Raw genomic sequence first — 24,595 nt, 5'->3', positions numbered from 1 at the left:
CTTCACCCCAGATGCTCCAGCGTCAGGAACAGCCCGAGCGCCAGCAGGCCGAGGAAGAAGCAGCGCCGGAACACCTCCGCCCGCACCCGCCGGCGGAGGCTCTGGCCGAGCGCCATCCCGGCCAAGGCCGGCAGCAGCGACGCCGCTGATCCCCAGGCCAGCGCGCCGTCGAACAGCCCGTGCTGCGCCAGACCGGCGGCCAGCGCCAGCGTGGACACCGTGAAGGACAGGCCCAGCGCCTGGATCAGCCGGTCGCGCTCCAGCTCCAGCGCCTGAAGGTAGGGCACGGCGGGAATGACGAAGACTCCGGTGGCGGCCGTCACCACCCCGGTCGCCACGCCGATCAACGGCGACAGCCAGGACTCCGCCGTCGGCGGCACCCGCAGCGGCAGCTTCACCAGCCCGGCCAGTGCGTAGAGCGCCAGCGCCCCGCCCAGCGCCGCCGCGGCCTGCCCCGACGAGGCTCCGGCCAGCAGCCCCGCCCCGGCCCAGGTGCCCAGCGTGATCCCCAGCATCATCGGCCAGAATCGCTCGACCGTGGCGCCCAGCCCGGGACCGAAGGCCAGCTGCCAGAGATTCGTCACCAGCGAAGGCACGATGAGGATCACCGCCGCCTCGGTGGGCGGCATGACGAGGCCGAGCAGACCCATGGCGACGGTCGGCAGGCCCAGGCCGATCATGCCCTTGACGAACCCGGCCAGCAGGAAGGTCAAGGCCATGGCGGCGACGATGAGGAGAGGGAGGTCGGTCATTACGGCAGTCTCTCGTCAATTTCCCTCTCCCGCCTCGGGAGAGGGAAGGGGCCCGCGCGAAGCGTGGGAAGGGTGAGGGTGCCGCCGAGGATGAACTCCTTGATCCTTGTACGACCCTCACCCGCCCGCTTCGCGGGCACCCTCTCCCGGGACGGGAGAGGGATCTGATGCCACTTGAGGCCAGGCCGTGGCTTCCGGCAATGTGGATGTCACGCTGACAGCCTTCGCTTCAGACGAAGGCTGGTTCCTCGCCGGAGACCCTGCCCATGCGCTTCGACCTGACCGACCTGCGGCTGTTTCTGAACGTGGCGGAGGCGGAAAGCATCACCCACGGCGCGGAGCGGACGCACCTCGCCCTCGCCTCGGCAAGCGCGCGCATCCGTGGGATGGAGGAGACGCTCGGCGTGCCGCTGCTGGAGCGCGGACGGAGGGGCGTCCGCCCGACCCCGGCGGGTGAGGCGCTGGTCCATCACGCCCGTCTTCTCCTCCAGCAGGTCGAGCGGATGAGGGGCGAGTTGGGCGACTACGCGAAGGGGTTGAAGGGGCATGTGCGGCTGCTGTCCAACACCGCCGCCCTGGCCGAATTCCTTCCCGAGGCCCTGGCGCCCTTCCTGGCCGCCCACCCCAACATCGACATCGACCTTGAGGAAAAGTCGAGCCACGAGATCGTGAGGGCGGTGGCGGAGGGTCTGGCCGATGCCGGGGTGGTGTCCGACCACGCCGACCTGTCGGGGCTGGAGGTCTTTCCCTTCCGCACCGACCGCATGGTGCTGGTCACGCCGCACGGCCATCCGCTGGCGAACCGCCGCAGCGTGTCCTTCCGCGAGGTCCTGGAGGAGGATTTCGTCGGACTGGCGGCGCGCAACGCCCTTCAGCAGCACATCAACGAGCACGCCATCCGCGCCGGTCGCCCGCTGAAACTGCGTGTGCGCGTGCGCGGCTTCGACGGGATCTGCCGGATGGTCGAGCAGGGGGTGGGGCTCGGCATCGTCCCGGAAGCCTCGGCGAAGCGCTGCCGCCGCTTCACGAAGATTCGCGCGGTGCGCCTCACCGATCCTTGGGCGGTGCGGTCCCTGGTCGTCTGCGTCCGCCGGCTGGACGCGCTGCCCAGCCACAGCCGTGAGTTGGTGAAGCGGCTGGCCAGCGCTGTTTAACCCTCTCCCCGGAGGGGAGAGGGGAATCGCTCCGAGGTGTCGGGCGGCGTTCCCTCATTCCGCGCCCGGCACCGGATGCGGCGCCTCGGGGGCAGCGGCGGAGCGGCGCCTCCACAGGCGGGAGACGGCGTTGCCGGCGTCCTCCATGTAGAGGAACAGCACCGGCGTGATGTAGAGCGTCAGGATCTGCGACACGCACAGTCCGCCGACCACGGCGAGGCCGAGCGGCTGGCGAAGCTCCGCGGCGGCGCCGTGGGCGACGGCGATGGGCAGGGTGCCCATGATCGCCGCCATGGTCGTCATCATGATCGGGCGGAAGCGCAGAAGGCACGCCTGCTCGATCGCCTCGCGCGCGGTCATGCCCTGGTTGCGCTGCGCGTCGATGGCGAAGTCGATCATCATGATCGCGTTCTTCTTCACGATGCCGATCAGCATCAGGATGCCAATGATGGCGATGACGCTCAGCTCCTGTCCGAACACCATCAGCGTCGCCAGCGCCCCGATGGCCGCGGACGGCAGGCCGGACAGGATCGTCAGCGGGTGGATGAAGCTTTCATACAGCACGCCCAGCACGATGTAGATCACCAGCACCGCGGCGAGCAGCAGCAGCCCCTGGCTCTTCTGCGCGTCCTCGAACACTTGGGCGGTGCCGGCGAAGCCGGTGGTGATGCCCGGCGGCAGGGCCATCTCCAGCTCCGCCTGCCGGACGGCGTTCACCGCCTCGCCCAGCGAATGGCCGGGGGCCACGTTGAAGGACAGGGTGACGGCGGGAAGCTGCCCCTGGTGGTTGACCGTCATCGGCCCGGCGGTGCGCTGCACGCTGGCGAAGGCGTCCAGCGGCACCAGCTTGCCGGAACCGGACCGCACATAGATCCGCGACAGGGCGTTGTCGTCCTGCTGGTACTTGGGCGCCAGCTCGATCAGCACCTGATAGTCGTTGGTCGGCGTGTAGATGGTGGAGACCTGCCGCTGACCGAAGGCGCTGTAGAGGGTGGAGCGCACTTGGTCGATCCCAATCCCCAGCGTCGCCGCCTTCTCCCGGTCCACATGCACGTAAGCCTGCGGGCTGTTGAGCTGAAGGTCGCTGGTCACGTCCTGGAGGATGGGAATGTCGTGCATCGCCCGCTCCAGCCTTGCGGACCAGGCGTACAACTCCTCCGGGTTCAAGCCTTGGACCGTGTACTGGAATTCGTTCTTGGACGAACGGCCGCCGATGCGCAGGTTCTGCACCGGCTGCATGTAGACCGCCATGCCGGGAATGCCGGACAGTTGGCGGCGGAGTTGCTGGATCACCTCGCCCGCCGGAGGGCGTTCGCTGCGCGGCTTCAGCACGATGAACATGCGGCCCGAATTGACCGAGTTGCCGCCGATGGCGACCGACGAGGTCATGTCCGCCACCGCCGGGTGGGCTCTGACGATCTTCGCCACCTCCTGCTGCCGCTCGGCCATGGCCGGGAAGGAGATGTCGGGCGCGGCTTCCGTCGAAACGGTGATCTGGCCGATGTCCTCCGTCGGGAAGAAGCCCTTGGGGATCGCCTGGAACAGCAGGGCGGAGCCGACCACCGTCGCGATCATGACGAGTCCCATCACGGGCCGGTGCTTCAGCGCCAGCCTCAGGGTCACGGCGTAGCCGCGGTGCAGCGCGCTAAAGCCACCCTCCAGGACGCGGCCGAACCAGCCCTCCTTGGCACCATGCGGCTCATGGGTCAGCATGCGCGCGCACATCATCGGCGTCAGCGTCAGCGCCACGAAGGCGGATGCGCCGATCGCCATGGTCACCACCAGAGCGAATTCATGGAAGACGCGCCCAACCACCCCGCCCATCAGCAGGATCGGGATGAAGACGGCCACCAGCGATACGGTGATGGAGATGATGGTGAAGCCGATCTCCCGCGAACCCTTGAGCGCCGCCTCGAAGGGCTGCATCCCCTCTTCGACATAGCGGACGATGTTCTCCATCATCACGATGGCGTCGTCGACGACGAGGCCGACCGCCAGCGTCAGCGCCATCAGCGAGATGTTGTCGATGGAGAAGCCCATCAGATGCATCCCACCCGCCGTTGCGATCAGCGAGATCGGAACGGTCAGCGCCGGGATCATCGTCGCCGTCAGGCGGCGCAGGAACAGGAAGATGACCAGAACGACGAGCGCGATGGTCAGGCCCAGCGTGAACTGCACGTCCTCCACCGCCTCGCGGATCGAGGTGGAGCGGTCGTTCACCACCTCCACCTTGGCGCTGGGCGGAAGCTGTGCGCGGAAGCTGGGCAGCAGGTTGCGCACCCGGTCCACCACGTCCACCGTGTTGGCGTCGGGCTGGCGCTGCACGGCCATGACGATGGCGCGGGTGCCGTTGTGCCAGCTCGCCGTGCGGGCGTTCTCGACGCTGTCCAGGACGTTCGCCACGTCGCCCAGCCGGACCGGGGCGCCGTTGCGGTAGGCGACGATCAGGTCGCTGAAGGACTCGGCGTCGGGAAGCTGCGGGTTGGCGGCGAGGACGAGCTGCTGCTTGGCGCCGGACAGCGTGCCGACCGGCGTGTTGGCGTTGGCGGCGGCCAGGGACTTCTGAAGCTCGTCGATGCCGATGCCGCGCACGGCCAGCGCGTTGGGATCCACCTGGACGCGCACGGCGTATTTCTGTGCGCCGTAGATCTGCACCTGGGCGACGCCCGGCAGGGTGGCGACCTTGGGCTGGACCGCGGTTTCCGCGAAGTCGTTCAGAGCCGACAGAGTCAGCGTCGGCGACGAGAGCGCCAGCATCAGCACCGGCTGGTCGGCCGGATTCACCTTGCGGTAGCTGGGTGCCGTGGTCATTTCCGCCGGCAGGCGGCGTTGGGTGCGGGCGATGGCCGCCTGCACGTCCTGCGCGGCGGCGTCGATGTCGCGTTCCAGAACGAACTGGATGGTGATGGACGTGTTGCCGAGGCTCGACGTCGAGGTGATCGTGTCGATGCCGGCGATGGTCGAGAACTCACGCTCCAGCGGGCTGGCGACGGAGGCCGCCATGGTTTCCGGGCTGGCGCCGGGCAGCGTGGCGGAGACGTTGATGACCGGGAAATCCACCCGCGGCAGCGCCGCGACGGGCAACTGGCGATAGGCCGCGAGGCCCCCCAGAACCAGCGCCGCCGTCAGCAGGATGGTCATCACCGGACGGCGGATGCACAGCTCCGAGAGGTTCATGATGCGCCTCCGGTGAGCGGAGCCCTGCCGTTGGCGCCCTCCTTGCCGCCGTTCTTGGCGGCGGCGACCTTGGCGCCGGGGAACAGCCGGGATTGGCCGTCCACCACCACGCGCTCACCGGCCTGAAGCCCGTCGGCGATGACGGCGATCCCCTCCTGGCTGCGCGCCACGGTGACGTTGCGGATCTCCACCGTGTCGTCCGGCTTGACCACATAGACGAAACGGCCCTGCTGGCCGGTCTGCACCGCCTCTTCCGGCAGGGTCAGGGCCTGCGGCTCGACCCGCAGGGTCAGGACCACGTCGACGAACTGGCCGGGCCACAGCCGGGTGTCGGCGTTGGCGAACTGGCCCTTCACCAGGATCGTGCCGGTCTGCTGGTCGACTTGGCTGTCCACGAAATTCAGAACGCCTTCGGCGGGCGGGACGCCCGCGCCGGGAATGCCGGCGGAGACCGCCAGCTTGCTCGTCTCCATCGCCGCGCGGATGGTCGGAAGGTGGCGTTCCGGAACGTTGAAGGCGACGGTGATCGGGCGGAGCTGGGTCAGCGTGACCAGCGGCGTGGCGTCCGCCGCACGGACCATCGTCCCCGGCTTGGCGTTGACCGCACCGGTGCGCCCGTCCATGGGGGCGGTGATGCGGGTGAAGCTGAGCGAGACCTTGGCCGCCTCGATGGCCGCCTGCCCGGCCTTCACCGTGGCCTCCAGCGCGTCGGCGGTGGCCACCGCCGCATCAAACTGCTGGCGGGCCACGGTGTTCGAGCGGACGAGCTGCTCGTAGCGCTTCACGTCGCCACGGGCCTTGTCGAGGTTGGCGCGGTCGCGCTCCAGATTGGCCTGCGCCTGCCGGAGCTGCGCCTCCAGCGCGCGGGAGTCGAGGGTGAAGAGCAGGTCGCCCGCCTTCACCTCCTGCCCCTCGGTAAAATGGACCGTCTCGACCACCGAATCGACGCGCGCCTTGATCGCGATGGCGGCCACCGGCTGGACCGAGCCGATGGTGCCCAGCCGCTCCGGCACCGCCCGCTTCTCGACCGTCTGGATGACCACCGGGAGGGCGCGCGGTCCCGCCGGGGCGGCGGCCTTCGCCGTTTGCGCGTCGGCCCCGCCCGCCTGGTGCGTGTACCAATAGCCGCCGCCGATCAGCGCGGCCAGCAGGAGCGCAAACAGCGCTATGCGTTTCGTCACGTCGAACTCCCGGTAGGGCTGCCCGGTCCGGCCGGTGCGCACCATCCTGCCATAAGGCAATGCGGTTCATTATCGCAGGAGAGGCTTTGCAGGTTAATGTCCATCCTACAGCCATTTGGTAACAGACTGTAACAGCGGGTATGGGCTGCGGAGCGATTCGGCGATGCTGGACCTAAAGAACTTGGAAGCCTTCGTGTGGATCGCCCGTTTGGGCGGTTTCCGCGCCGCGGCCGGCCGGCTGAACACCACCCAGCCGGCCATCTCCGCCCGCATCGCCCAGCTGGAAAAGGAGCTGGGCGTCCAGCTGTTCAACCGCGGCACGCGGCGGGTGACGCTGACGCTGAAGGGCATGGAGCTGCTGGACCACGCCGAGCGGATGCTGACGCTCCAGGCCGAACTGGTGCACGCGGTCGCCGAATCGACGACCCTGCGTGGGCTGATCCGGCTCGGCGTGGCGGAAACCATCGTCCACACCTGGCTGAGCCGCCTGATCGAACGGCTGCACAACCGCTTCCCGCTGGTCAGCCTGGAGATCGAGGTCGACACCTCCATCCACCTGCGCAACGGGCTGCTGGCGCATGACCTGGACATCGCCTTCATGCTGGGGCCGGTGGCCGAGCCGGACATGTGCAACCATGAATTGAGCAGCTACCCCATGGCCTGGGTGGCCAGCCCGTCGCTGGACTTGCCCGCCGGGCGGCTCGGGCTGGCCGATCTGGCGCGCTACCCGGTCATCACTTTTTCCCGCCAGACCAAGCCGTCCGTGGCCATCCAGCAGATGTTCAAGCGGCCCGGTCTGCCGCCGCTGCGCTTCTACGGCAACAGCTCGCTCGCCAGCATCGTGCGGATGACCCTGGATGGCATCGGCATCAGCGCCATCCCGCCCGCGGTGATCGAGCGCGAACTGGCCGAGGGCTTGCTGCGGCTGATCCCGGCGGAGGACCCGCTGCCCGACCTCGACTTCACCATCTGCCACCCGGTGGACAGCGACAACCCGCTGGTGCCCATCGTGGCGGATATGGCGCTGGAGATTGTGCGGGCGCAGCGGCACGGGGCGCCGATTGATAAACGCCGTTTATCGCAAACGATCCAAAATGAAAATTTGACGGATCGGACGGATGCGTGAACCCTTAGGACACAACAGTTTGGTCACCGAGGTTTTGCCCGCCATGCAGTCCGTGACCCCAAGCACCCCGTTTCCGCCCGATACCGCCTCCGCCGCCCTGCTGGCGCGTCTGGCGATCCGCCGGGGCGAGCATCGCGGGCCGACCGCCGGACTGGCGCCGGGCCATGTGCAGGCGAACCTCGCCATCGTCCCCGCCGCGGTGGCTGCCGCCTTCGAGCGGTTCTGCCGCTCCAACCCCGTGCCCTGCCCGCTGCTCGCCGTGTCCGCGCCGGGCGATCACCGCTTCGCGGAGCTTGGCGCGGACCTCGACCTGCGCACCGACTTCCCGCGCTACCGCGTCTACCGCGACGGCCTGCTGGCGGAGGAGCCGGAGGACCTGCTGTCCGTCTGGCGCGACGATCTGGTCGCCTTCGCCATCGGCTGCTCCTTCTCCTTCGAGGAGGCGCTGCTCGCCGCCGGCCTGCCGGTCCGCCACATCGAGCGCGGCTGCAACGTGCCGATGTACGTGACCGACCGGGACTGCGTGGCCGTCCCGCCCTTCGCCGGGCGCATGGTGGTGTCGATGCGCCCGATGACGCCCGCGCAGGCCGAACGCGCCGCCGCGGTGACCGGGCGTTACGCCGCCGTCCACGGCGCGCCGGTCCACATCGGCGACCCGGCCGCGCTCGGCATCCGCGACCTGTCGCAGCCGGAGTTCGGCGACGCCGTTCCGCTCGCCCCCGGCGAGGTCCCCGTCTTCTGGGCCTGCGGGGTCACCCCTCAGGTGGCGCTCGCCGCCGCCCGCCTGCCCTTCGCCATCGCCCACAGCCCCGGACACATGCTGGTCACCGACCGGTTGAACGCGGAGCTGGAGGGCGTGTCCCCTTCGGTCGCGCAACTCTTCAGATAAGAACAGGGAGCTTCATCACATGACCGCGATCACCCTGCGTACCCGCCTCGCCGCCGCCGCCTTCGGCATCGGCCTCTGCGCCACCCCGGTCGCGGCCTTTGCCGAGACCTGGGACATGCCGACCCCCTACCCCGACACGAACCTGCACACCATCACGGTGCGCCAGTTCGCCGAGGACGTGAAGGCGGCGACCAACGGCAAGATCCAGATCACCGTTCATTCCAACGGCTCGCTGGTCAAGCATCCGGAGATCAAGCGCGCCGTCCAGTCGGGCCAGGCCCAGCTCGGCGAGGTGCTGATCAGCTCCTGGGCGAACGAGGATCCGCTCTACGGCCTCGATTCCGTGCCCTTCCTGGCGACCGACTTCGCTGCCTCCAAGAAGCTCTACGAGGCGTCGAAGCCCTACTTGGAGAAGAAGCTGGAGCGTCAGCGCCTGAAGCTCCTCTACTCGATCCCGTGGCCGCCGCAGGGCCTCTACGTGAAGCAGGAGATCGCCTCTGTCGCCGACCTGAAGGGGCAGAAGTTCCGCGCCTACAACCCGGCCACCACCCGCATCGCCGAACTGGCCGGCGCCGTGCCGACCAAGATCGAGGCCGCCGAGGTGTCGCAGGCTTTCGGCACCGGCATCGTCACCGCCATGATGACGTCCGCCGCCACCGGCGTGGACACCAAGGCGTGGGATTTCGTGAACGTCTATTACGACGTGCAGGCTTGGCTGCCGCGCAACATGGTGTTCGTCAGCACTGAGGTCTGGAAGGGCCTGGACGACGCCACGAAGAAGGCCGTCGAGCAGGCCGCCGCCAAGGCCGAGGCCACCGGCTGGACCGAGTGGGAGAAGAAGACGGTGGAGCTGAACAAGACGCTGTCCGGCAACGGCATGAAGGTGCTGACCCCGACCCCGGCGATCAAGGACGGCTTCGCCGCCATCGGCAAGACGATGACCGAGGAATGGACCAAGGCCGCCGGCGCCGACGGCGAGGCGATTGTTTCGGCCTTCCGGAAGTAAGCGGCGGCGACGCTGGCCCGCACCCGGGCCCTCCCCTGCGTTAGCGGGGGAGGGCCCGGGTGCGGGTAATACGCCCACCACCAAAAAAATCCCCCGCCCGTTCTACCCGGAGGTGGTCGCGCCATGCGCACCGCATTGACCTTCCTTTACCGCGCCGCCGAGATTCTGGGCGCGGTGTTCCTGGTGCTGATCGCCGTGCTGATCGTGTCCCAGGTCTTCGCCCGGCTGGCCAACAGCATGGTGCCGGGAGCCGACGAACTGGCCGGCTACTGCATGGCCGCCTCCTTCTTCCTCATGCTCGGTCCGGCGCTGCGCCGCGGCGCGCATATCCGCGTCGGCGTGCTGGTCGACCGCCTGCGCGGCGGCCCCCGGCGTGTCGTGGAGCTGATCTGCCTTGGCTTCGGCACGGCGCTGAGCGGCTATTTCGCGTGGTACTGGCTGCGCATGACTTACGATTCCTACGATTTCGGCGATCTGGGACAGGGCGTGCTGCCCATCCCGCTGTGGATTCCGCAGGCCGCCATGGGTGTCGGGCTGGTGATCCTCGTGGTCGCTTTCCTGGACGACCTGCTGGCGGTGATCCAGGGACGCGAGGCGTCCTATCAAAGCGCCGGCATGCAGAGCGAGGGCTGACCGATGGACCAGACGACCGCATCCATCGTCGTCGTGGTGACGATGCTTCTGATGCTGGGGACCGGCATTTGGGTGGCCCTGGCGCTCGCCGGCGTCGGCTTCGTCGCCATGGCGCTGTTCACCACCCGCCCCGTCGGCATGGTCATGGCGACCAACATCTGGGGCGCCAGCACGAGCTGGACCCTGACCGCCCTGCCCTTGTTCATCTGGATGGGCGAGATCCTGTTCCGCACCCGCATCTCGTCCGACATGTTCAAGGGGCTCGCGCCATGGACGGGCTGGCTGCCGGGGCGGCTGATGCACGTCAACATCGTCGGCTGCTCGATCTTCGCCGCCGTCTCCGGTTCCTCCGCGGCGACCGCCGCGACCATCGGGCGGATGACCATCCCGGAACTGACCCGGCGCGGCTACGACCCGATGATGATCGTCGGCTCGCTGGCCGGGGCCGGCACGCTGGGCCTGCTGATCCCGCCGTCGATCATCATGATCGTCTACGGCGTGGCCGCGGATGTGTCCATCGCCCGGCTGTTCATCGCGGGCGTCATCCCGGGCATCGTGCTGACCGGTTTGTTCATGGCCTATGTGGGCGGCTGGTCGCTGCTGAATCCCGACCGGGTGCCGGCGCGGGAAGCACGGCAGAGCTTCGCCGAGAAGATCCGCGACACCGGGTCGCTGATCCCGGTCATGCTCCTGATCGCCGCGGTGCTCGGCTCCATCTACGCGGGCGTCGCCACGCCGACGGAGGCCGCGGGGATCGGCGTGCTGGGATCGCTGGTGCTGGCCATGGTCACCGGCACGATGAGCTGGGCGACCTTCCGCGACAGCGTCCTGGGTGCGGCGCACACCTCCTGCATGATCGGCTTCATCCTGGCGGGAGCGGCCTTCCTGACCGTCGCCATGGGCTACACCGGCATCCCGCGCCTGCTGGCGGAATGGATCACCTCCATGCAGCTGTCCAACGCGGCGCTGCTGATCGTGCTGACGCTGTTCTTCATCGTCATGGGCTGCTTCCTCGACGGCATCTCGATGGTCGTGCTGACCACTTCGGTCATCCTGCCGATGGTGCAGAACGCCGGTATCGACCTGCTGTGGTTCGGCATCTACATCATCATCGTGGTGGAGATGGCGCAGATCACGCCGCCGGTGGGCTTCAACCTGTTCGTCCTGCAATCGATGACGGGCAAGAACATCTTCACCATCGCCAAGGCCAGCCTGCCCTTCTTCGTGCTGATGATCGTCATGGTGGCCCTGCTCTGGATCTTCCCGGGCATGGTGACGTGGCTCCCTTCGCTGATGATCGGGTGAGGAGCGGCATCATGGACGTCCGTTTCACCACGGCGGGCGACACGGCCTTCAACGTGGAGTTCGGAGAGGGCATCGACCGCCCTACCAACGCCCGCGTCATGGCTCTGCACGCCCGGCTGAAGCTGGCCGCCCTGCCGGGACTGGTGGAGACGGTGCCGACCTTCCGCTCGCTCCAGGTCGTCTACGACCCGGCGGTGACCAGCCGCCGGGAGGTCCAGGCGGCCGTCGAGGCGGAACTGGCCCATGCTGCGGACGCGCGGGCCGAAGGCACCCTGTGGCGCCTGCCGGTCTGCTACGACGCGGATCTGGGGCCGGACCTCGCGGAGCTGTCCGCCGCGCTCGGTCTGTCGGCGGATCGGCTGATCGCCCTCCACGGGTCGACGGAGTATTTCGTCTACATGCTGGGCTTCATGCCGGGCTTCGCCTACATGGGCGACCTGCCGGCGGAGCTGGAAAAGCCGCGGCGCAGCGAGCCGAGGGTCCGCGTGCCGGCGGGCTCGGTCGCCACCGCCGGGCGGCTGACCACCGTCTATCCGTGGGAGAGCCCCGGCGGCTGGCACCTGATCGGGCGCTGTCCGGTGCCGCTCTACGACGGCGCCCGCCCCTCCCCGGTCCTGCTCGCCGCGGGCGACCGGGTGCGGTTCGAGGCGGTGGACCGCGCCCGCTTCGACGCCCTGTCCGCCGCCGCCGCCGCCGGACGCTTCGATTCCGACACGCTGAGGGCCACGCCATGAGCACGCCCTGCCTCACGCCCTGCCTCACGGTCGTCCGGCCGGGGCTGTTCGCCACCATCCAGGACCTGGGCCGCTTCGGCCATCAGGAACTCGGCATGCCGGTGGCCGGCGCGCTCGACCCCATCGGCCTGCGCCTCGCCAACGCACTGGTCGGCAACCCGGCGGGCACGGCGGGGGTGGAAATCGCCCTGCTCGGTCCAGCGCTGAAGGTGGAGGCCGACAGCGTGCGCGTCGCTGTCGTCGGCTCCATGGCGCTGAGCCTGGAGCGCGAGGGTCAATCGGCCCAGCCGCTGGAATCCCACCGCAGCCACACGCTGGCGCGCGGCGACATTCTGAAGCTGGGCGCCGTCACCGGGGCGGCGGTTGCCTACCTGACGGTGGCCGGCGGCTTCGCCCTGGAGCCGTTCCTGGGCAGCCTGTCCACCTACGTGCGCGCCGGTATCGGACCGCTCGGCGGCAAGCCGCTGGGCGACGGAACGCGCCTGCCGCTCCATCGTAACGACGCCCCGCCCGGCGCCGACGTCGAGTTGCCGGAGCCTCCGGACTATGGCGGCGGGCCGGTGCGGGTGGTGCTCGGCCCGCAGGAGGACCGCTTCACGGCCGAGGCGGTGGAGACCTTCCTGTCGGCCACTTACCGCGTCGGCAAGGACGCCGACCGCATGGGCCTGCGGCTCGACGGTCCGACGCTGGCCCACACCGGCTCCGCCGACATCCCGTCGGACGGGCTGGTCACCGGCTCGATCCAGGTGCCGGGCAACGGCCAGCCGATCCTTCTGCTGAACGATCACCAGACGGCGGGCGGCTACGCGAAGATCGCCACGGTGATCTCCGCCGACCTGCCCCGCGTCGGCCGGCTGAGCCCCGGCGGCGCCCTGAGCTTCCGGGCCGTCACGGTGGAGGAGGCGGAGGCCGTCCGGCGGCGCCAGGAACAGACCATCGCGGCCTGGGTCCGCGCCATCCGTCCGGTGCGCCCGGCGGGCGGCGTCGATCTGGAGGCGCTCTACGCGGAAAACCTCGTGTCCGGGGTCGTCGACATCGTCAACGGCAACGGCGACATCCTGAACCGAGAACAAATGTGCGGGAGGGCACCATGACCATCACCGTGAACCTGAACGCCGATCTGGGCGAGGGCTTCGGCGCCTACGACATCGGCGACGACGACTCCATGCTGGGCATCGTCGCCTCCGCCAACATCGCCTGCGGCTTCCACGCCGGTGACCCGCTGGTGATGACCCGGACCGTCCGCAACGCGGTGGCGAAGGGCGTCAGCCTGGGCGCCCACCCCTCCTACCCCGACCTTCAGGGCTTCGGGCGCCGCCCTCTGCGGATGTCGGCGGCGGAGGTGGAGGCGATGGTCGCCTATCAGATCGGCGCGCTGATGGGCATCGCCGCCACCGCCGGCGGGACCGTCACCCACGTGAAGGCGCACGGCGCGCTGAACAACATGGCGGCGGTGGACGAGGGGTTGGCCCTGGCGATCGGGCGGGCGATCAAGGGCGTCGATCCCTCGCTGATCTACCTCGCCACCGCCGGCTCGGAGATGGCGCGGGCCGGGCGCACGCTGGGCCTGCCCACGGCGGAGGAGGTCTTCGCCGACCGCGCCTACGACGACAACGGCAACCTCGTGCCGCGCGGCCAGCCCGGCGCAATGGTCCACGACCCGGACGTAGCGGCCGCCAACGTCCTGCGCATGCTGGAGGAAGGCGTGATCCTGTCGGTCACCGGCAAGCGCATTCCCTGCACCGTCCATTCCGTCTGCGTCCACGGCGATGAGCCGAGCGCGGTGGCCATGGCAGGCAACCTGCGCCGGACGCTGGAGGCCAAGGGGGTCCGCATCGTCCCCCTGCCGGAGATGCGGGATCGCTTCTAAGAAGGGTTGATCATACGGGCCGCAGCTTCGCCGCTCGGGCGAGGCTGGTGAGCGTGTCGAGGATCACCTGCGGGCTGACCGGCTTGCGCAACACCACCAGCGGCTGCCAACGCTCGGACGTCAGGTCGTCCTCCCCCGCTTCCATCGACAGGAAGCCGGTCATCACCAGGATCGGCAGCCCGGCGGCCCTGATCCGCAGTTCGCGGATCAGGGCGCGGCCGTCCATCCGCGGCATGCGCAGATCGGTGATGACGAGGTCGGCGGGGTCGGCGCTGTAACGCTCCAGCCCCTCCTGCCCGTCCTGGGCCAGGGTCACCCGGAATCCCTTGCGGGACAGGAAATCCTCCAACGCCATGGCGGCCAGGGCTTCGTCCTCGGCCACCAGAACGTGCAACGGAGCGGGGACAGGGTCAGGCATGAGCGCGCTCCACGTTCTGAGCGGAGGGATGGAACACCGGCACGGTTATGGTGAAACGGACGCCACGGCTGCCGTTTCCGTGATCGACATTCTCCGCATCAATCCGCCCACCCATGGAATCGACGATGCCATAACCGATGGACAGGCCAAGCCCGGACCCCTTCCCGACCTCCTTGGTCGTGAAGAAGGGGTCGAAGATGCTCGGCAGGATGTCCGGATCGATGCCGCCGCCATCGTCAGTGATGGTGATGACGGCCCTCCCAGCGGTCAGGTCGCAGCGCATCCCAACGGCGATCCGCCCTGCGGCGGGCGACCCGTTGGGGTCGGCGCGCCATTCCAGAATGGCGTCGCGCGCGTTGGACAGCAGGTTGACCAGCACCTGCTCCAACTGCAGGGGGCGCCCGCGCGTGACGCAGTCGATGGCCGGAATGTCGCTCACGACCTCGATGTTTTCCAGGGCGAACTGATTGGACACCAGTTCGACGGCGGACCGGACGCTGGCCGCAGGGTCGAAGCGCTGGGTGGCGCCATCGCGGCGGCTGAAGGTGCGCATGTGGTCGATGATGCGGCCCATGCGCTCCGCCTGTTCCGACATGATCGTCAGCACCTTGTCGAGGCGCGCGGTGTCGGTGTCGCCGTCGCGCAGGCGCGACAGGGCGTTCTCTGCCCAGATCCGGATGATGTTCAGGGGCTGGCTCATCTCATGGGCCATGCCGGCGGCGAGCGTGCCGAGGGTCGCCAGCTTGGAGGTCTGGACCAACTCCTCCTGAAGCCTCTTGCGGTCGGTGATGTCGCGGGAACTGCCCAGGATCTGGACCACCTGCCCGTCCTCGCCGCGAACCGGCACCAGAACGGTGTGCCAGGTGCGCCGCCCGATTGGGAGATCCAGCGTCTCCTCGTAATCGATCGGGCCACCCGCGGCGACGCAGGCGCTGTAGCGTTCGATCACCAACTCGGCGGTGTCCGGCGGCACGGCCTCACGGACCAGCCGACCGCGGATGGTGTCCGGGTCGATGCCGGTCGCCCGCGCGTGGGCGGGGTTCAGCGTGTCGAAGGCGAAGGCTCCATCCGGCAGCACCGTGACGACGAAAAGGCCCTCCGCCAGATTGTTGAAGAAGCTGGCGTAGCGCAGTTCCGCCTGACGCCGGATCTCGACCTCGCGCCGGAGGGCTCCGTTGGCATCGGCGAGTTGCGTGGCGCTGGGCAGAGCGAGCGCTTTGGGCATCTGCACCCACAAGGCGACGGCGGTCAGCACGGACACCAGCGCGGTCAGCGCCTTGACGATGCCTTCCACGGCATAGTCTGGGTACCACAAGGTCCACAGGCTGAAGAAATGCGTCGTGCCGCAGGCCAGGATGAAGGCAGCGAACAGCCAGATGACCCAAGTGAAAGCGACGTCGCGGCGTTTCAGCACGAAGTAGAGCAGCGCCACCGGAATCGAGTAATAGGAGAGGCCAGTCAGCACATCGGACACGATGTGCAGGGTCAGGATTTCCGGACGCCAGAACAGGCACACGCCGTGAGGCAAGTACGCGCTGGTGTCGAAGAAGGCTTCCACGCCACCGAACATGCCGCCCCTCATTTTTCGGTCACCGTCCGCGGTCCAGCCGGGTCCGGAGATGCCGCCGTTTCTCTAATCTCGCCACAAATCCTTGGAGCACAAAGCCTTGCGGCACCATGCCGCGGAGGCTGCATCAGCAAACGCTACTCGAATCGGAGAGATGGAGCAACACGCGGAACGCGATGCCAGTCAATGGTCAGCGCGCTCCGCATGGTTCTGGATGAACGTTACGCCGCGGTGTGCACCTTGCGGTTTTGCTCGCGGGTCTTCAGGAAGCGCAGGGCTGGAAAATCCTCCTGCGTGCGGTTCAGGTGCCAGGCATTGCGGGCCAGGAATACCAGCGCCCCGTCATGATCCTCCGCCGCCGCCGAGCGGTTGAGGTCGAGGAACTTCTTGAGCTGGTCTTCGTCGTCCGTCTCGATCCAGCGGGCGGCGTCCACCCCCGCCCCCTCGAAGCGGGCGGCGAGGCCGTACTCCGCCTCGATGCGGGCGGCCAGCACCTCGAACTGGAGCTGGCCGACCACGCCGACCACCCAATCCGCTCCGGTCAGCGGCTTGAACACCTGCGAAGCCCCCTCCTCCGCGAAATGCTCCAGCGCCTTGCGCAGGTGCTTGACCCGCATCGGGTCTTCCAGCCGGACGCGCTGGAGCAGTTCCGGCGCGAAGCTCGGCACGCCGGTGAAGCGCAGATCCTCGCCCTCGGTCAGCGTGTCGCCGATGCGCAAGCTGCCGTGGTTGGGGATGCCCATGATATCGCCGGGCCATGCCTCTTCCGCCAGCTCGCGGTCGCGGGCCAGGAACAGCACGGCGTTGTTCACCGCCATCAGCTTGCCCGAACGGACATGCTTCAGCTTGGCCCCGCGCTTGAACTTGCCGGAGCAGATGCGCACGAAGGCGATGCGGTCGCGATGGTTCGGGTCCATGTTGGCCTGGACCTTGAACACGAAGCCGCTGAACTTGCCCTCGTCCGGCTGCACCGAGCGCTGCTCCGCCGGCTGGGGGCGCGGCGGCGGGGCGTTATCGGCCAAGCCCTGGAGAAGTTCGCGCACGCCGAAGTTGTTGATGGCCGAGCCGAAATAGATCGGCGTGAGGTGGCCGGCGCGGTAGGCTTCCAGGTCGAAGGGCGGCATCAGCCCGCGGGCCATCTCCACATCCTCGCGCAGCTTCGCCACGGCGTGGGCCGGCAGCAGCTCATCGAGGCGCGGGTCGTCGAGGCCGTTGCACTCGATGCCGTCGTCGATCTCGTCGCCCTTGGTGCGGTCCATCAGGATCAGGCGGTCGCGGATCAGGTCGTAGCAGCCCAGAAAGTCGCGGCCCATGCCGATGGGCCAGCTCGCCGGGGTGACCTCCAGCGCCAGCGAGCTTTCGATCTCGGAGATGAGGTCGAAGGGGTCGCGGGCCTCGCGGTCCATCTTGTTGCAGAAGGTCACGATGGGCACGTCGCGCAGGCGGCAGACCTCGAACAGCTTCAGGGTCTGGCTTTCGATGCCCTTCGCGCCGTCGATCACCATGACGGCGCTGTCCACCGCGGTCAGCGTCCGGTAGGTGTCCTCCGAGAAGTCCTCGTGGCCCGGCGTGTCCAGCAGGTTGAAGGTGCGCCCCTCGTAATCGAAGGTCATGACGGAGGCGGTCACGGAGATGCCGCGCTCGCGCTCCACCTTCATCCAGTCCGACTTGGCGCGGCGCTGCTCGCCGCGGGCCTTGACGGCGCCGGCCATCTGGATGGCGCCGCCGAACAGCAGCAGCTTTTCGGTGAGGGTGGTCTTGCCGGCGTCGGGGTGCGCGATGATCGCGAAGGTTCGACGCCGGGAAACAGCGTCCAGAAGCTCGGACATGCGCGTTCCCGTAACTCAGCGGTGCAGACAACGGCGAAGAGGGCCGGGAGGCGGAACGCCCCACGGCCCTCTTCGTACGGACGTATAGATAGCAGCGAAGACCGGCCCATTCCAGCCTTCATCCCTCCCACCGAGAGGAAGGAAGGATGAAGGATTCCGGTGTGCCTTACAGGCTCAGCTCGGCGATCTGCACGGCGTTGAGCGCAGCGCCCTTCAGCAACTGGTCGCCGCAGACGAACAGGTCGAGGCCGTGGTCGCCGAAGATCAGGCTGGTGCGGATGCGGCCCACCTCGACGTCGAACTGGCCGGTGGCGTTGATCGGCATCGGGTAGACGCCGTCCGCCGGCACGTCCTTCACCACCACGCCCGGGGCGTCGGCCAGCACGGCGCGGGCGGCGTCCGGGGTGACCGGCGACAGCGTCTCGACCGTGATCGCCTCGGAATGGGCGCGGTAGGTCGGAATGCGCACCGCGGTGCAGCTCACCGGCAGGTCCGGGATCTCCAGGATCTTCCGGGTCTCCCAGGTCACCTTCATCTCCTCCTTCGTGTAGCCGTTCTCCTGGAAGGCGTCGATCTGGGGGATCAGGTTGAAGGGGATCGGGTGGCGGAACACGCTGTTGACGACCGGCTTGCCGTCGAGCTGGTTGCGGGTCTGTTCCTCAAGCTCGGCCATGCCCTCCGCACCGGCGCCGCTGGTCGCCTGATAGGTGGAGACGATCACGCGCTTCAGGCCGAAGGCCTTGTGCAGCGGGCCGAGCGCCACGACGGCGATGGCGGTGGTGCAGTTGGGATTCGCGATCAGCTTGGCGTCGCCCATGGCGTGGGCGTTGATCTCCGGCACGATCAGCGGGACGTTGTCGTCGTAGCGGAAGGCCGAGGAGTTGTCGATCACCAGCGCCCCGCCCGCGGCGATGGCCGGCGCGTGCTCCTTGGCGAAATCACCGGACACGGCGAGCAGGACGATGTCGTAGCCCTTCACCTTCTCGACGTCGAACGCCACGAGAGTCTTCTCGCCGAACGGGGTCTCGACCGTGCGGCCGGCGCTGCGCTCCGACGCGAACAGGCCGAGTTCCGCGACCGGGAACGAACGGCGGTGAAGAACATCGACCATCTCGCGGCCGACGGCGCCCGTGGCACCGACGATGGCGACGCGGCGGGGAGAAGGAGAAGAGGTGCTCATGGGTGTGGTCCGTCCTTTGGTCTTGCCCGGATCGAGCGTGGACGGCGGCCCCAGATGCACCAAGGCCCCGTCCGTGTCCGGCGGGGCCTTCGTGGTGGGTGAAGCGTCTTACTCGATCAACGCACGCCACCGTCCGACGGCCCGCCGGAGCGGGTCGTTTTGGTAGTGGTGGTGGTGATGGCGAGCGAGCGATTCATAACTCGTTAGATAAACGAAAGGCGCGGGGCTTGTAAAGCGCCCGCGCCTTCGCAGAACAATTTTTGTCCACTTTCTGGCGGGCCGGCGTCAGCCCTCGGATTCGGCGGGATGCTCCGGCTTCACGGGATGCACGTCCCAGATCTCCGTCGCGTATTCCATGATGGTGCGGTCGGACGAGAACCAGCCCATGTTGGCGGTGTTCAGGATGGCCTTGCGGGTCCATTCCTCCTGGTCGCGGTAGAGGTCCATGGCCGCCTGCTGCGCCTGGCAATAGTCGGCGAAGTCCGCCGTCACCAGGAAATGGTCGCCGCCGTCGGTCAACGCCTGGAGGATCGGGTGGTAGCGGTGGGGATCGTCCGGCGAGAAGACACCGGTGGAGATCATGTCCAGCGCCCGCTTCAGGCTGGGGTTGGAGGCGATGACCTCCCGTGGATTGAAGCCGCCGCTGGCCCGCAGGTCGTTCACCTCCTCGGCGGTCAGGCCGAAGATGAAGATGTTGTCCTCGCCGACATGCTCGCGGATCTCGACGTTGGCGCCGTCCAGCGTGCCGATGGTCAGCGCGCCGTTCAGGGCCAGCTTCATGTTGCCGGTGCCCGATGCCTCCATGCCCGCGGTGGAGATCTGCTCCGACAGGTCCGCCGCCGGCATGATGATCTCCGCCGCCGTCACGTTGTAGTTCGGCAGCAGCACGATCTTCAGGTTGTCGTGCACCGACGGATCGTGGTTCACCACCTTCGCCACATCGTTGATGAGCTTGATGATGAGCTTCGCCATGTGATAGCTCGGCGCCGCCTTGCCGGCGAAGATCTTGGTCACCGGCACCCAGGCGACCGTCGGGTTGTCGCGCATCTCGTTGTACAGCGCGATCGCCTGGAGGATGTTCAGGAGCTGGCGCTTGTACTCGTGCATGCGCTTGACCTGCACGTCGAACAGGCTGTCGACCTGCACGTCCACCCCGGTCTGGCGCGCGATGTAGGCGGCCAGCCGCTTCTTGTTTTTGCGTTTGGCGCGGCGGAACTCCTCGCGGAAGACCAGATCGTCGGCCTTTTCCGCCAGCGCGCTGATCTGGCTGAGGTCCTTGATCCAGCCGTTGCCGATGCGGCTGGTGATCAGCGCGGCCAGCGGCTGGTTCGCCTGATGCAGCCAGCGGCGCGGGGTGATGCCGTTGGTCTTGTTGTTGATGCGCTCCGGGAACTCCGCGTGGAAGTCGGCGAAGACGGTCTGCTTCATCAGCTCGGTGTGCAGGGCCGACACGCCGTTGACCTTGTGCGAGCCGAGGAAGGCCAGATTGCCCATGCGCACCCGGCGGTCGCCGCGCTCGTCGATCAGCGACAGGCGGGACAGCCGTCCGTTGTCGCCCGCCGCCCGCGCCTTGGAGCGGTTCAGGAACTTGGCGTTGATCTCGTAGATGATCTGCATGTGGCGCGGCAGCACGCGCTCCATCATGCGGACCGGCCACGCCTCCAGCGCCTCCGGAAGCAGCGTGTGGTTGGTGTAGGAGAAGGTCGCGCGGGTGATGTCCCACGCCTTGTCCCAGGTGACGCCGTGCTGGTCCACCAGCAGCCGCATCAGCTCGGCGATGCCGATGGCCGGATGCGTGTCGTTGAGCTGGATCGCCGCCTTGTCCGGCAGGCTGTCGAAGTTGGAATGGTGCTGCAGATAACGGCGCAGGATGTCCTGCAGCGAGGCGGAGGTGAAGAAATACTCCTGCTTCAGCCGCAGCTCCTTGCCGCCCTCCGTCGCGTCGTTCGGGTAGAGGACGCGACTCAGATTCTCGGTCAGCACCTTCTGCTCGACCGCCTTCATGTAGGCGCCGTCGTTGAAGTGGCCGAAGTTGAAGTCGCGCGTGGCACGGGCCGACCACAGGCGCAGCGTGTTGATCGTGTCCCCGCCGTAGCCGACCACCGGCGTGTCGTAGGCCATGGCCAGCACGCGCTCGGCATCGACCCAGCGGTAGGCGCGCTCGCCCACCGAATCCCGGAACTCCTCGACGCGGCCGTAGAACTGGACCGGATACAGCACCTCCGGACGCGGGAACTCCCACGGGTTGCCGAACTGCAGCCACTGCTCCGGATACTCGACCTGCCAGCCATGCTCGAAGCGCTGCTCGAACAGGCCGAACTCGTAGCGGATGCCGTAGCCGTAGCCGGGCAGCGCTTCCGACGCCATGCTGTCAAGGAAGCAGGCGGCCAGACGGCCGAGGCCGCCGTTGCCGAGCGCCGCGTCCGGCTCAGCCTCCACCACGTCGTCGAGATTCAGGCCGATGCGGTCGAGCGCTTGGCGGCACTGGTCGGTGATGCCGAGGTTGGCGAGGCTGTTGGTCAGCAGGCGGCCGATCAGGAATTCCAGCGAGAGGTAGTAAACGCGCTTGGCGTCCTGCTGGTAATAGGTCCGCGTCGTGTCCATCCAGCGGTCCACGAGGCGGTCGCGCACGGCGAGCGCCACGGTGTGGAACCAGTCGCGCCTGGTCGCCGCCCGCGCGTCCTTGCCGACGGAATAAACCAGCCATTCCAGAAACGAGCGCTTCAGCCCGTCGACATCCAGACTGCGGCGTTCGATCTCGCGGGACTTATACCGAGCGTCCATGTCTTGACTTTCTTCTTTCCAGGGCCAACTGGAGCGGCGGTTTCTTAGCCGGTCTTCCATCGGCGGCAGTTTCCGGGGTCCATGGTTAAGCAACGTTTAAGTCGCTGCGCCCAACCAGTCGAATCGGCTAGGCCGTTCGTCCAGAGCAACAGCCAAGACTTACCCTTGTGCCACACGCGCTGTGCCAAAACGGAAACCATCCACGCAGCGCACCGAAGGTCGGTATTCGCTGCGAAGCTCCGCTGGAGGGAGTAAGATGGCGTCCGTGTCAGCCTCTTTGAACCTCCCGATGCTCGACAATACCGTATCTGCGGGCTCCCGCCAGGACCTCCCCGGCGACGCCACCATCCTGCTCCGTCAGGCCCAGCCGGCGGACATCCCCGCGCTGCTGGCCATTGAGGAACGGTGCTTCGCCACCGACCGCCTGACCCGACGTAGTTTTCAATATTTGCTGACGAAAGCCAAGGCCACTGGCCTTGTGGAAGTCCACAGCGGCACGGTCGTCGGCTACGCCCTGGTGTCCTTCCATTCCGGGACCTCGCTCGCCCGGCTCTACTCCTTCGCCGTCGATCCCAACCACCGCGGCCAAGGCGTCGCCAAGCGCCTCCTCGCCGCGGCGGAGCAGGCGGCCCGGTCGCGGGACTGCATCTACCTGCGGCTGGAGGTGCGGCGCGACAACGCCGCGGCCATCGATCTCTACAAGAAGGCGGGCTACCGCGAGTTCGGCGTCTACACCGACTATTATGAAGACCATATGGAGGCGCTGCGGCTGGAGAAGCGCCTCGGCCACAGCGGTCCCAGCGCGCCGCTGGGCGGGCCTCTGGTTCCCTACTACCAGCAGACCCTGGACTTCACCTGCGGCCCGTCGGCCCTGATGATGGCGATGAAAGCGCTGAAGCCCGCCGAGATCGAGCTGGGGCGGAAACTGGAGATCCGCCTGTGGCGGGAATCGACGACCGTGTTCATGACCTCCGGCCATGGCGGCTGCGGCCCGTTCGGTCTGGCGCTGGCGGCGGCGCGGCGCGGCTTCGCGGTGGACATCCACATCAAAGACAACGCCACCCCCTTCCTGGACAGCGTGCGCAGCGACGAGAAGAAGGAGGTCATGCGCATCGTGCACGAGGACTTCCTCGACGAACTGGAGGGCAGCGGCGCCGCCGTCCGCCACAACACCCTGAGCGCCCAGGACATGGCCGACGCGGTGGCGGGCGGCGCCATCCCCATCGTGCTCATCAGCTCCTACCGGATCTACCACGAAAAATTTCCGCACTGGGTCGTCGTGACCGGTGCCGACGATCGCTTTCTCTATGTTCATGATCCGCTTGTGTACGACCGTCACCACGCTCACATCGACCGGATGAACATGCCGATCCCGAAAGCCGACTTCGAGCGCATGGCCCGCTACGGCAAGGCCCAGTTGAAGGCCGCCCTTCTCCTCCGTCCCCAGCCCACCGATGGGTCCGCCGATGGGTCCGCCGACTGATGCCCGCGCATCTCCTCGTCGTCGACCGCCGGGCGGACGTGAAATGGGCGAAGGACGGCTTGCCGGTGATCAGCGCCCGCGACTACATCGCGCGCCCGGAGCAGGCGCCGCGCGGCGCGCGGGTGCTGAACCTGTCGCGCAGCTACCGTTATCTGGGCACCGGCTATTACGTCTCTCTGCTGGCGGAGGCGCGCGGCGAGCGGGTGATCCCCTCCGTGCGGACCATCCTGGACCTGTCGCAGAAGTCCTTCTACCGCGCCCAACTGGCCGAGGTGGAGGAGGCGCTGCGCAAGGCCATCAAGCGGATGGACCATCCGCCGGAAGCCTCCTTCAACCTCACCCTCTTCTTCGGCCAGGCCGACGATGCGCGGTTCCAGGACATCGCCCGGACGATCTTCGACCTGTTCCGCTGTCCCTTGTTGAAGGTTCAGGTGCGGCTGAAGGAGGGTTGGACCGTCCATGCCCTGGAGCCATTGTCGCTGGCCGACCTGCGGCCCGACCAGGAGCCCCTGTTCCAGGTGGCGCTGGATGCCTACACCCGCACCTCCTGGCGAGAGCCCACGGCCAAGGCGACGCCGCGCTACACGCTGGCCATCCTGCACAACCCGAAGGAGGAGCTTCCCCCCTCCAGCCCGCGCGCTCTCCAGAAATTCGTCAAGGCGGGGGAGAGCCTGGGCATCGCGGTGGAGCTGATCGAGAAGAAGGACTACGCCCGCCTCGCCGAGTTCGACGCGCTGTTCATCCGCGAGACGACGAATCTCGACCACCACACCTACCGCTTCGCCAAGAAGGCGGAGAAGGAAGGCCTGCCGGTGATCGACGATCCGAACTCGATCCTGAAATGCACCAACAAGGTCTATCTGGCCGAATTGCTGCGCGCCAACCGCATCCCGGCGCCGAAGACGGTGATCTTCGACAAGCGCGGGCTGGCGACGCTGGACCAGGAGATCCCCTACCCTATCGTCCTGAAGATTCCGGACGGCTCCTTTTCCCGCGGCGTCTTCAAGGTGCAGACCCGCAGCGAGCTGGAAGCGACGGCCGAGGGCCTGTTCGAGCAGTCCGACGTGATCCTGGCCCAGGAATTCATGTACACGGAATTCGACTGGCGTGTCGGCGTGCTGAACCGGCAACCGATCTATGTCTGCCAGTATCTGATGGCGAAGAAGCACTGGCAGATCGTTAAGCACGGCGGAAACGGCCGCGCCGAGCAGGGCTCCTCCCGCACGCTGGCCATCGACGAGGCGCCGCGCGAGGTCATCGAAACCGCGGTGAAGGCGGCGGGACTGATCGGCGACGGACTCTACGGCGTGGACGTGAAGCAGAACGAGCGCGGCGTCTTCGTCATCGAGATCAACGACAACCCCAGCATCGACCTCGGCGTCGAGGACGCCAAGCTGAAGGACGAGCTGTACCGCCTCATCATGGGCGAATTCCTGCGCCGTCTGGAGTCCCGGCCGCGCAAGCCCAGCTCCGCGACCTGAAATTCCCGTTTGGGCAGTTCCCCCAT

General features: G+C 67.8%; 19 protein-coding genes. 11 read left to right on the top strand and 8 right to left on the bottom strand.

What is annotated here, in order from left to right:
• Positions 1–2: 2 nt before the first annotated feature.
• The gene (locus H0B54_RS05900; protein ID WP_188259598.1) at positions 3–752 is read right to left on the bottom strand and encodes a sulfite exporter TauE/SafE family protein; all 750 of its coding nucleotides are present in this window, start codon (positions 750–752) and stop codon (positions 3–5) included.
• A gap of 266 nt (positions 753–1,018) precedes the next feature.
• On the opposite strand from H0B54_RS05900, the gene H0B54_RS05895 reads away from it, so the two are divergent.
• Positions 1,019–1,906 carry a LysR family transcriptional regulator gene (locus H0B54_RS05895; RefSeq protein ID WP_188259597.1) on the top strand — a complete coding sequence of 296 codons (888 nt, stop codon included), beginning with the start codon at positions 1,019–1,021 and terminating at the stop codon, positions 1,904–1,906.
• A 54-nt stretch (positions 1,907–1,960) separates the two neighbouring features.
• On the opposite strand, the gene H0B54_RS05890 is transcribed toward H0B54_RS05895, so the two are convergent.
• A complete protein-coding gene (locus H0B54_RS05890) occupies positions 1,961–5,083 on the bottom strand; it encodes an efflux RND transporter permease subunit (protein ID WP_188259596.1) in 3,123 nt (1,040 codons plus the stop codon).
• Positions 5,080–6,264 (bottom strand): efflux RND transporter periplasmic adaptor subunit, encoded by a 1,185-nt coding sequence (locus tag H0B54_RS05885; RefSeq protein ID WP_343068906.1) that lies wholly within the window; start codon positions 6,262–6,264, stop codon positions 5,080–5,082. Before H0B54_RS05885 ends, H0B54_RS05890 begins: the two co-directional genes overlap by 4 nt.
• 163 nt (positions 6,265–6,427) lie before the next feature.
• Between H0B54_RS05885 and H0B54_RS05880 the strand changes: the two genes are divergently transcribed.
• The 8 genes from H0B54_RS05880 (at position 6,428) to H0B54_RS05845 (ending at position 13,827) form a co-directional block, all read left to right on the top strand.
• Positions 6,428–7,390, top strand: a complete 963-nt coding sequence (locus H0B54_RS05880; protein ID WP_188259594.1) for a LysR family transcriptional regulator — start codon at positions 6,428–6,430, stop codon at positions 7,388–7,390.
• Between the two features lie 43 nt (positions 7,391–7,433).
• Positions 7,434–8,279 carry a putative hydro-lyase gene (locus H0B54_RS05875; protein ID WP_188259593.1) on the top strand — a complete coding sequence of 282 codons (846 nt, stop codon included), beginning with the start codon at positions 7,434–7,436 and terminating at the stop codon, positions 8,277–8,279.
• A 19-nt stretch (positions 8,280–8,298) separates the two neighbouring features.
• On the top strand, positions 8,299–9,285 hold the full coding sequence (locus H0B54_RS05870; protein ID WP_188259592.1) for a TRAP transporter substrate-binding protein: 987 nt from the start codon (positions 8,299–8,301) through the stop codon (positions 9,283–9,285).
• Between the two features lie 123 nt (positions 9,286–9,408).
• On the top strand, positions 9,409–9,918 hold the full coding sequence (locus H0B54_RS05865; protein WP_094302485.1) for a TRAP transporter small permease: 510 nt from the start codon (positions 9,409–9,411) through the stop codon (positions 9,916–9,918).
• A 3-nt stretch (positions 9,919–9,921) separates the two neighbouring features.
• The gene (locus H0B54_RS05860) at positions 9,922–11,223 is read left to right on the top strand and encodes a TRAP transporter large permease (protein WP_188259591.1); all 1,302 of its coding nucleotides are present in this window, start codon (positions 9,922–9,924) and stop codon (positions 11,221–11,223) included.
• Between the two features lie 11 nt (positions 11,224–11,234).
• A complete protein-coding gene (gene pxpB / locus H0B54_RS05855) occupies positions 11,235–11,957 on the top strand; it encodes a 5-oxoprolinase subunit PxpB (RefSeq protein ID WP_188259590.1) in 723 nt (240 codons plus the stop codon).
• The gene (locus tag H0B54_RS05850; protein ID WP_188259589.1) at positions 11,954–13,051 is read left to right on the top strand and encodes a 5-oxoprolinase subunit C family protein; all 1,098 of its coding nucleotides are present in this window, start codon (positions 11,954–11,956) and stop codon (positions 13,049–13,051) included. Before pxpB ends, H0B54_RS05850 begins: the two co-directional genes overlap by 4 nt.
• Entirely contained in the window at positions 13,048–13,827 is a 780-nt protein-coding gene (locus H0B54_RS05845; protein ID WP_188259588.1) for a LamB/YcsF family protein, read from the top strand. Before H0B54_RS05850 ends, H0B54_RS05845 begins: the two co-directional genes overlap by 4 nt.
• Before the next feature lie 10 nt (positions 13,828–13,837).
• Here H0B54_RS05845 and H0B54_RS05840 read toward each other — a convergent pair whose 3' ends face one another.
• The 5 genes from H0B54_RS05840 to H0B54_RS05820 form a co-directional block, all read right to left on the bottom strand.
• Entirely contained in the window at positions 13,838–14,245 is a 408-nt protein-coding gene (locus tag H0B54_RS05840) for a response regulator (protein WP_246472353.1), read from the bottom strand.
• A complete protein-coding gene (locus H0B54_RS05835; protein ID WP_188259587.1) occupies positions 14,238–15,815 on the bottom strand; it encodes a sensor histidine kinase in 1,578 nt (525 codons plus the stop codon). The genes H0B54_RS05840 and H0B54_RS05835 overlap by 8 nt, the downstream gene beginning before the upstream one ends.
• A 218-nt stretch (positions 15,816–16,033) precedes the next feature.
• Positions 16,034–17,641, bottom strand: a complete 1,608-nt coding sequence (locus H0B54_RS05830; protein ID WP_188259586.1) for a peptide chain release factor 3 — start codon at positions 17,639–17,641, stop codon at positions 16,034–16,036.
• A gap of 166 nt (positions 17,642–17,807) precedes the next feature.
• Positions 17,808–18,821, bottom strand: a complete 1,014-nt coding sequence (locus H0B54_RS05825; protein WP_188259585.1) for an aspartate-semialdehyde dehydrogenase — start codon at positions 18,819–18,821, stop codon at positions 17,808–17,810.
• Between the two features lie 285 nt (positions 18,822–19,106).
• The gene (locus H0B54_RS05820; RefSeq protein ID WP_188259584.1) at positions 19,107–21,605 is read right to left on the bottom strand and encodes a glycogen/starch/alpha-glucan phosphorylase; all 2,499 of its coding nucleotides are present in this window, start codon (positions 21,603–21,605) and stop codon (positions 19,107–19,109) included.
• Positions 21,606–21,894: 289 nt separating this feature from the next.
• Between H0B54_RS05820 and rimI the strand changes: the two genes are divergently transcribed.
• Together rimI and H0B54_RS05810 are read left to right on the top strand one after the other, a co-directional pair.
• Positions 21,895–23,088 carry a ribosomal protein S18-alanine N-acetyltransferase gene (gene rimI / locus H0B54_RS05815; protein WP_246472352.1) on the top strand — a complete coding sequence of 398 codons (1,194 nt, stop codon included), beginning with the start codon at positions 21,895–21,897 and terminating at the stop codon, positions 23,086–23,088.
• The gene (locus tag H0B54_RS05810; RefSeq protein WP_188259583.1) at positions 23,088–24,569 is read left to right on the top strand and encodes a RimK family protein; all 1,482 of its coding nucleotides are present in this window, start codon (positions 23,088–23,090) and stop codon (positions 24,567–24,569) included. The genes rimI and H0B54_RS05810 overlap by 1 nt, the downstream gene beginning before the upstream one ends.
• The last annotated feature ends 26 nt before the right edge of the window (positions 24,570–24,595 follow it).

This window comes from Azospirillum tabaci (assembly GCF_014596085.1).
GTDB lineage: Bacteria > Pseudomonadota > Alphaproteobacteria > Azospirillales > Azospirillaceae > Azospirillum > Azospirillum tabaci.
Note: the sequence above shows the minus strand (reverse complement) of the source record. Positions and strands in the feature narration are given on the sequence as shown.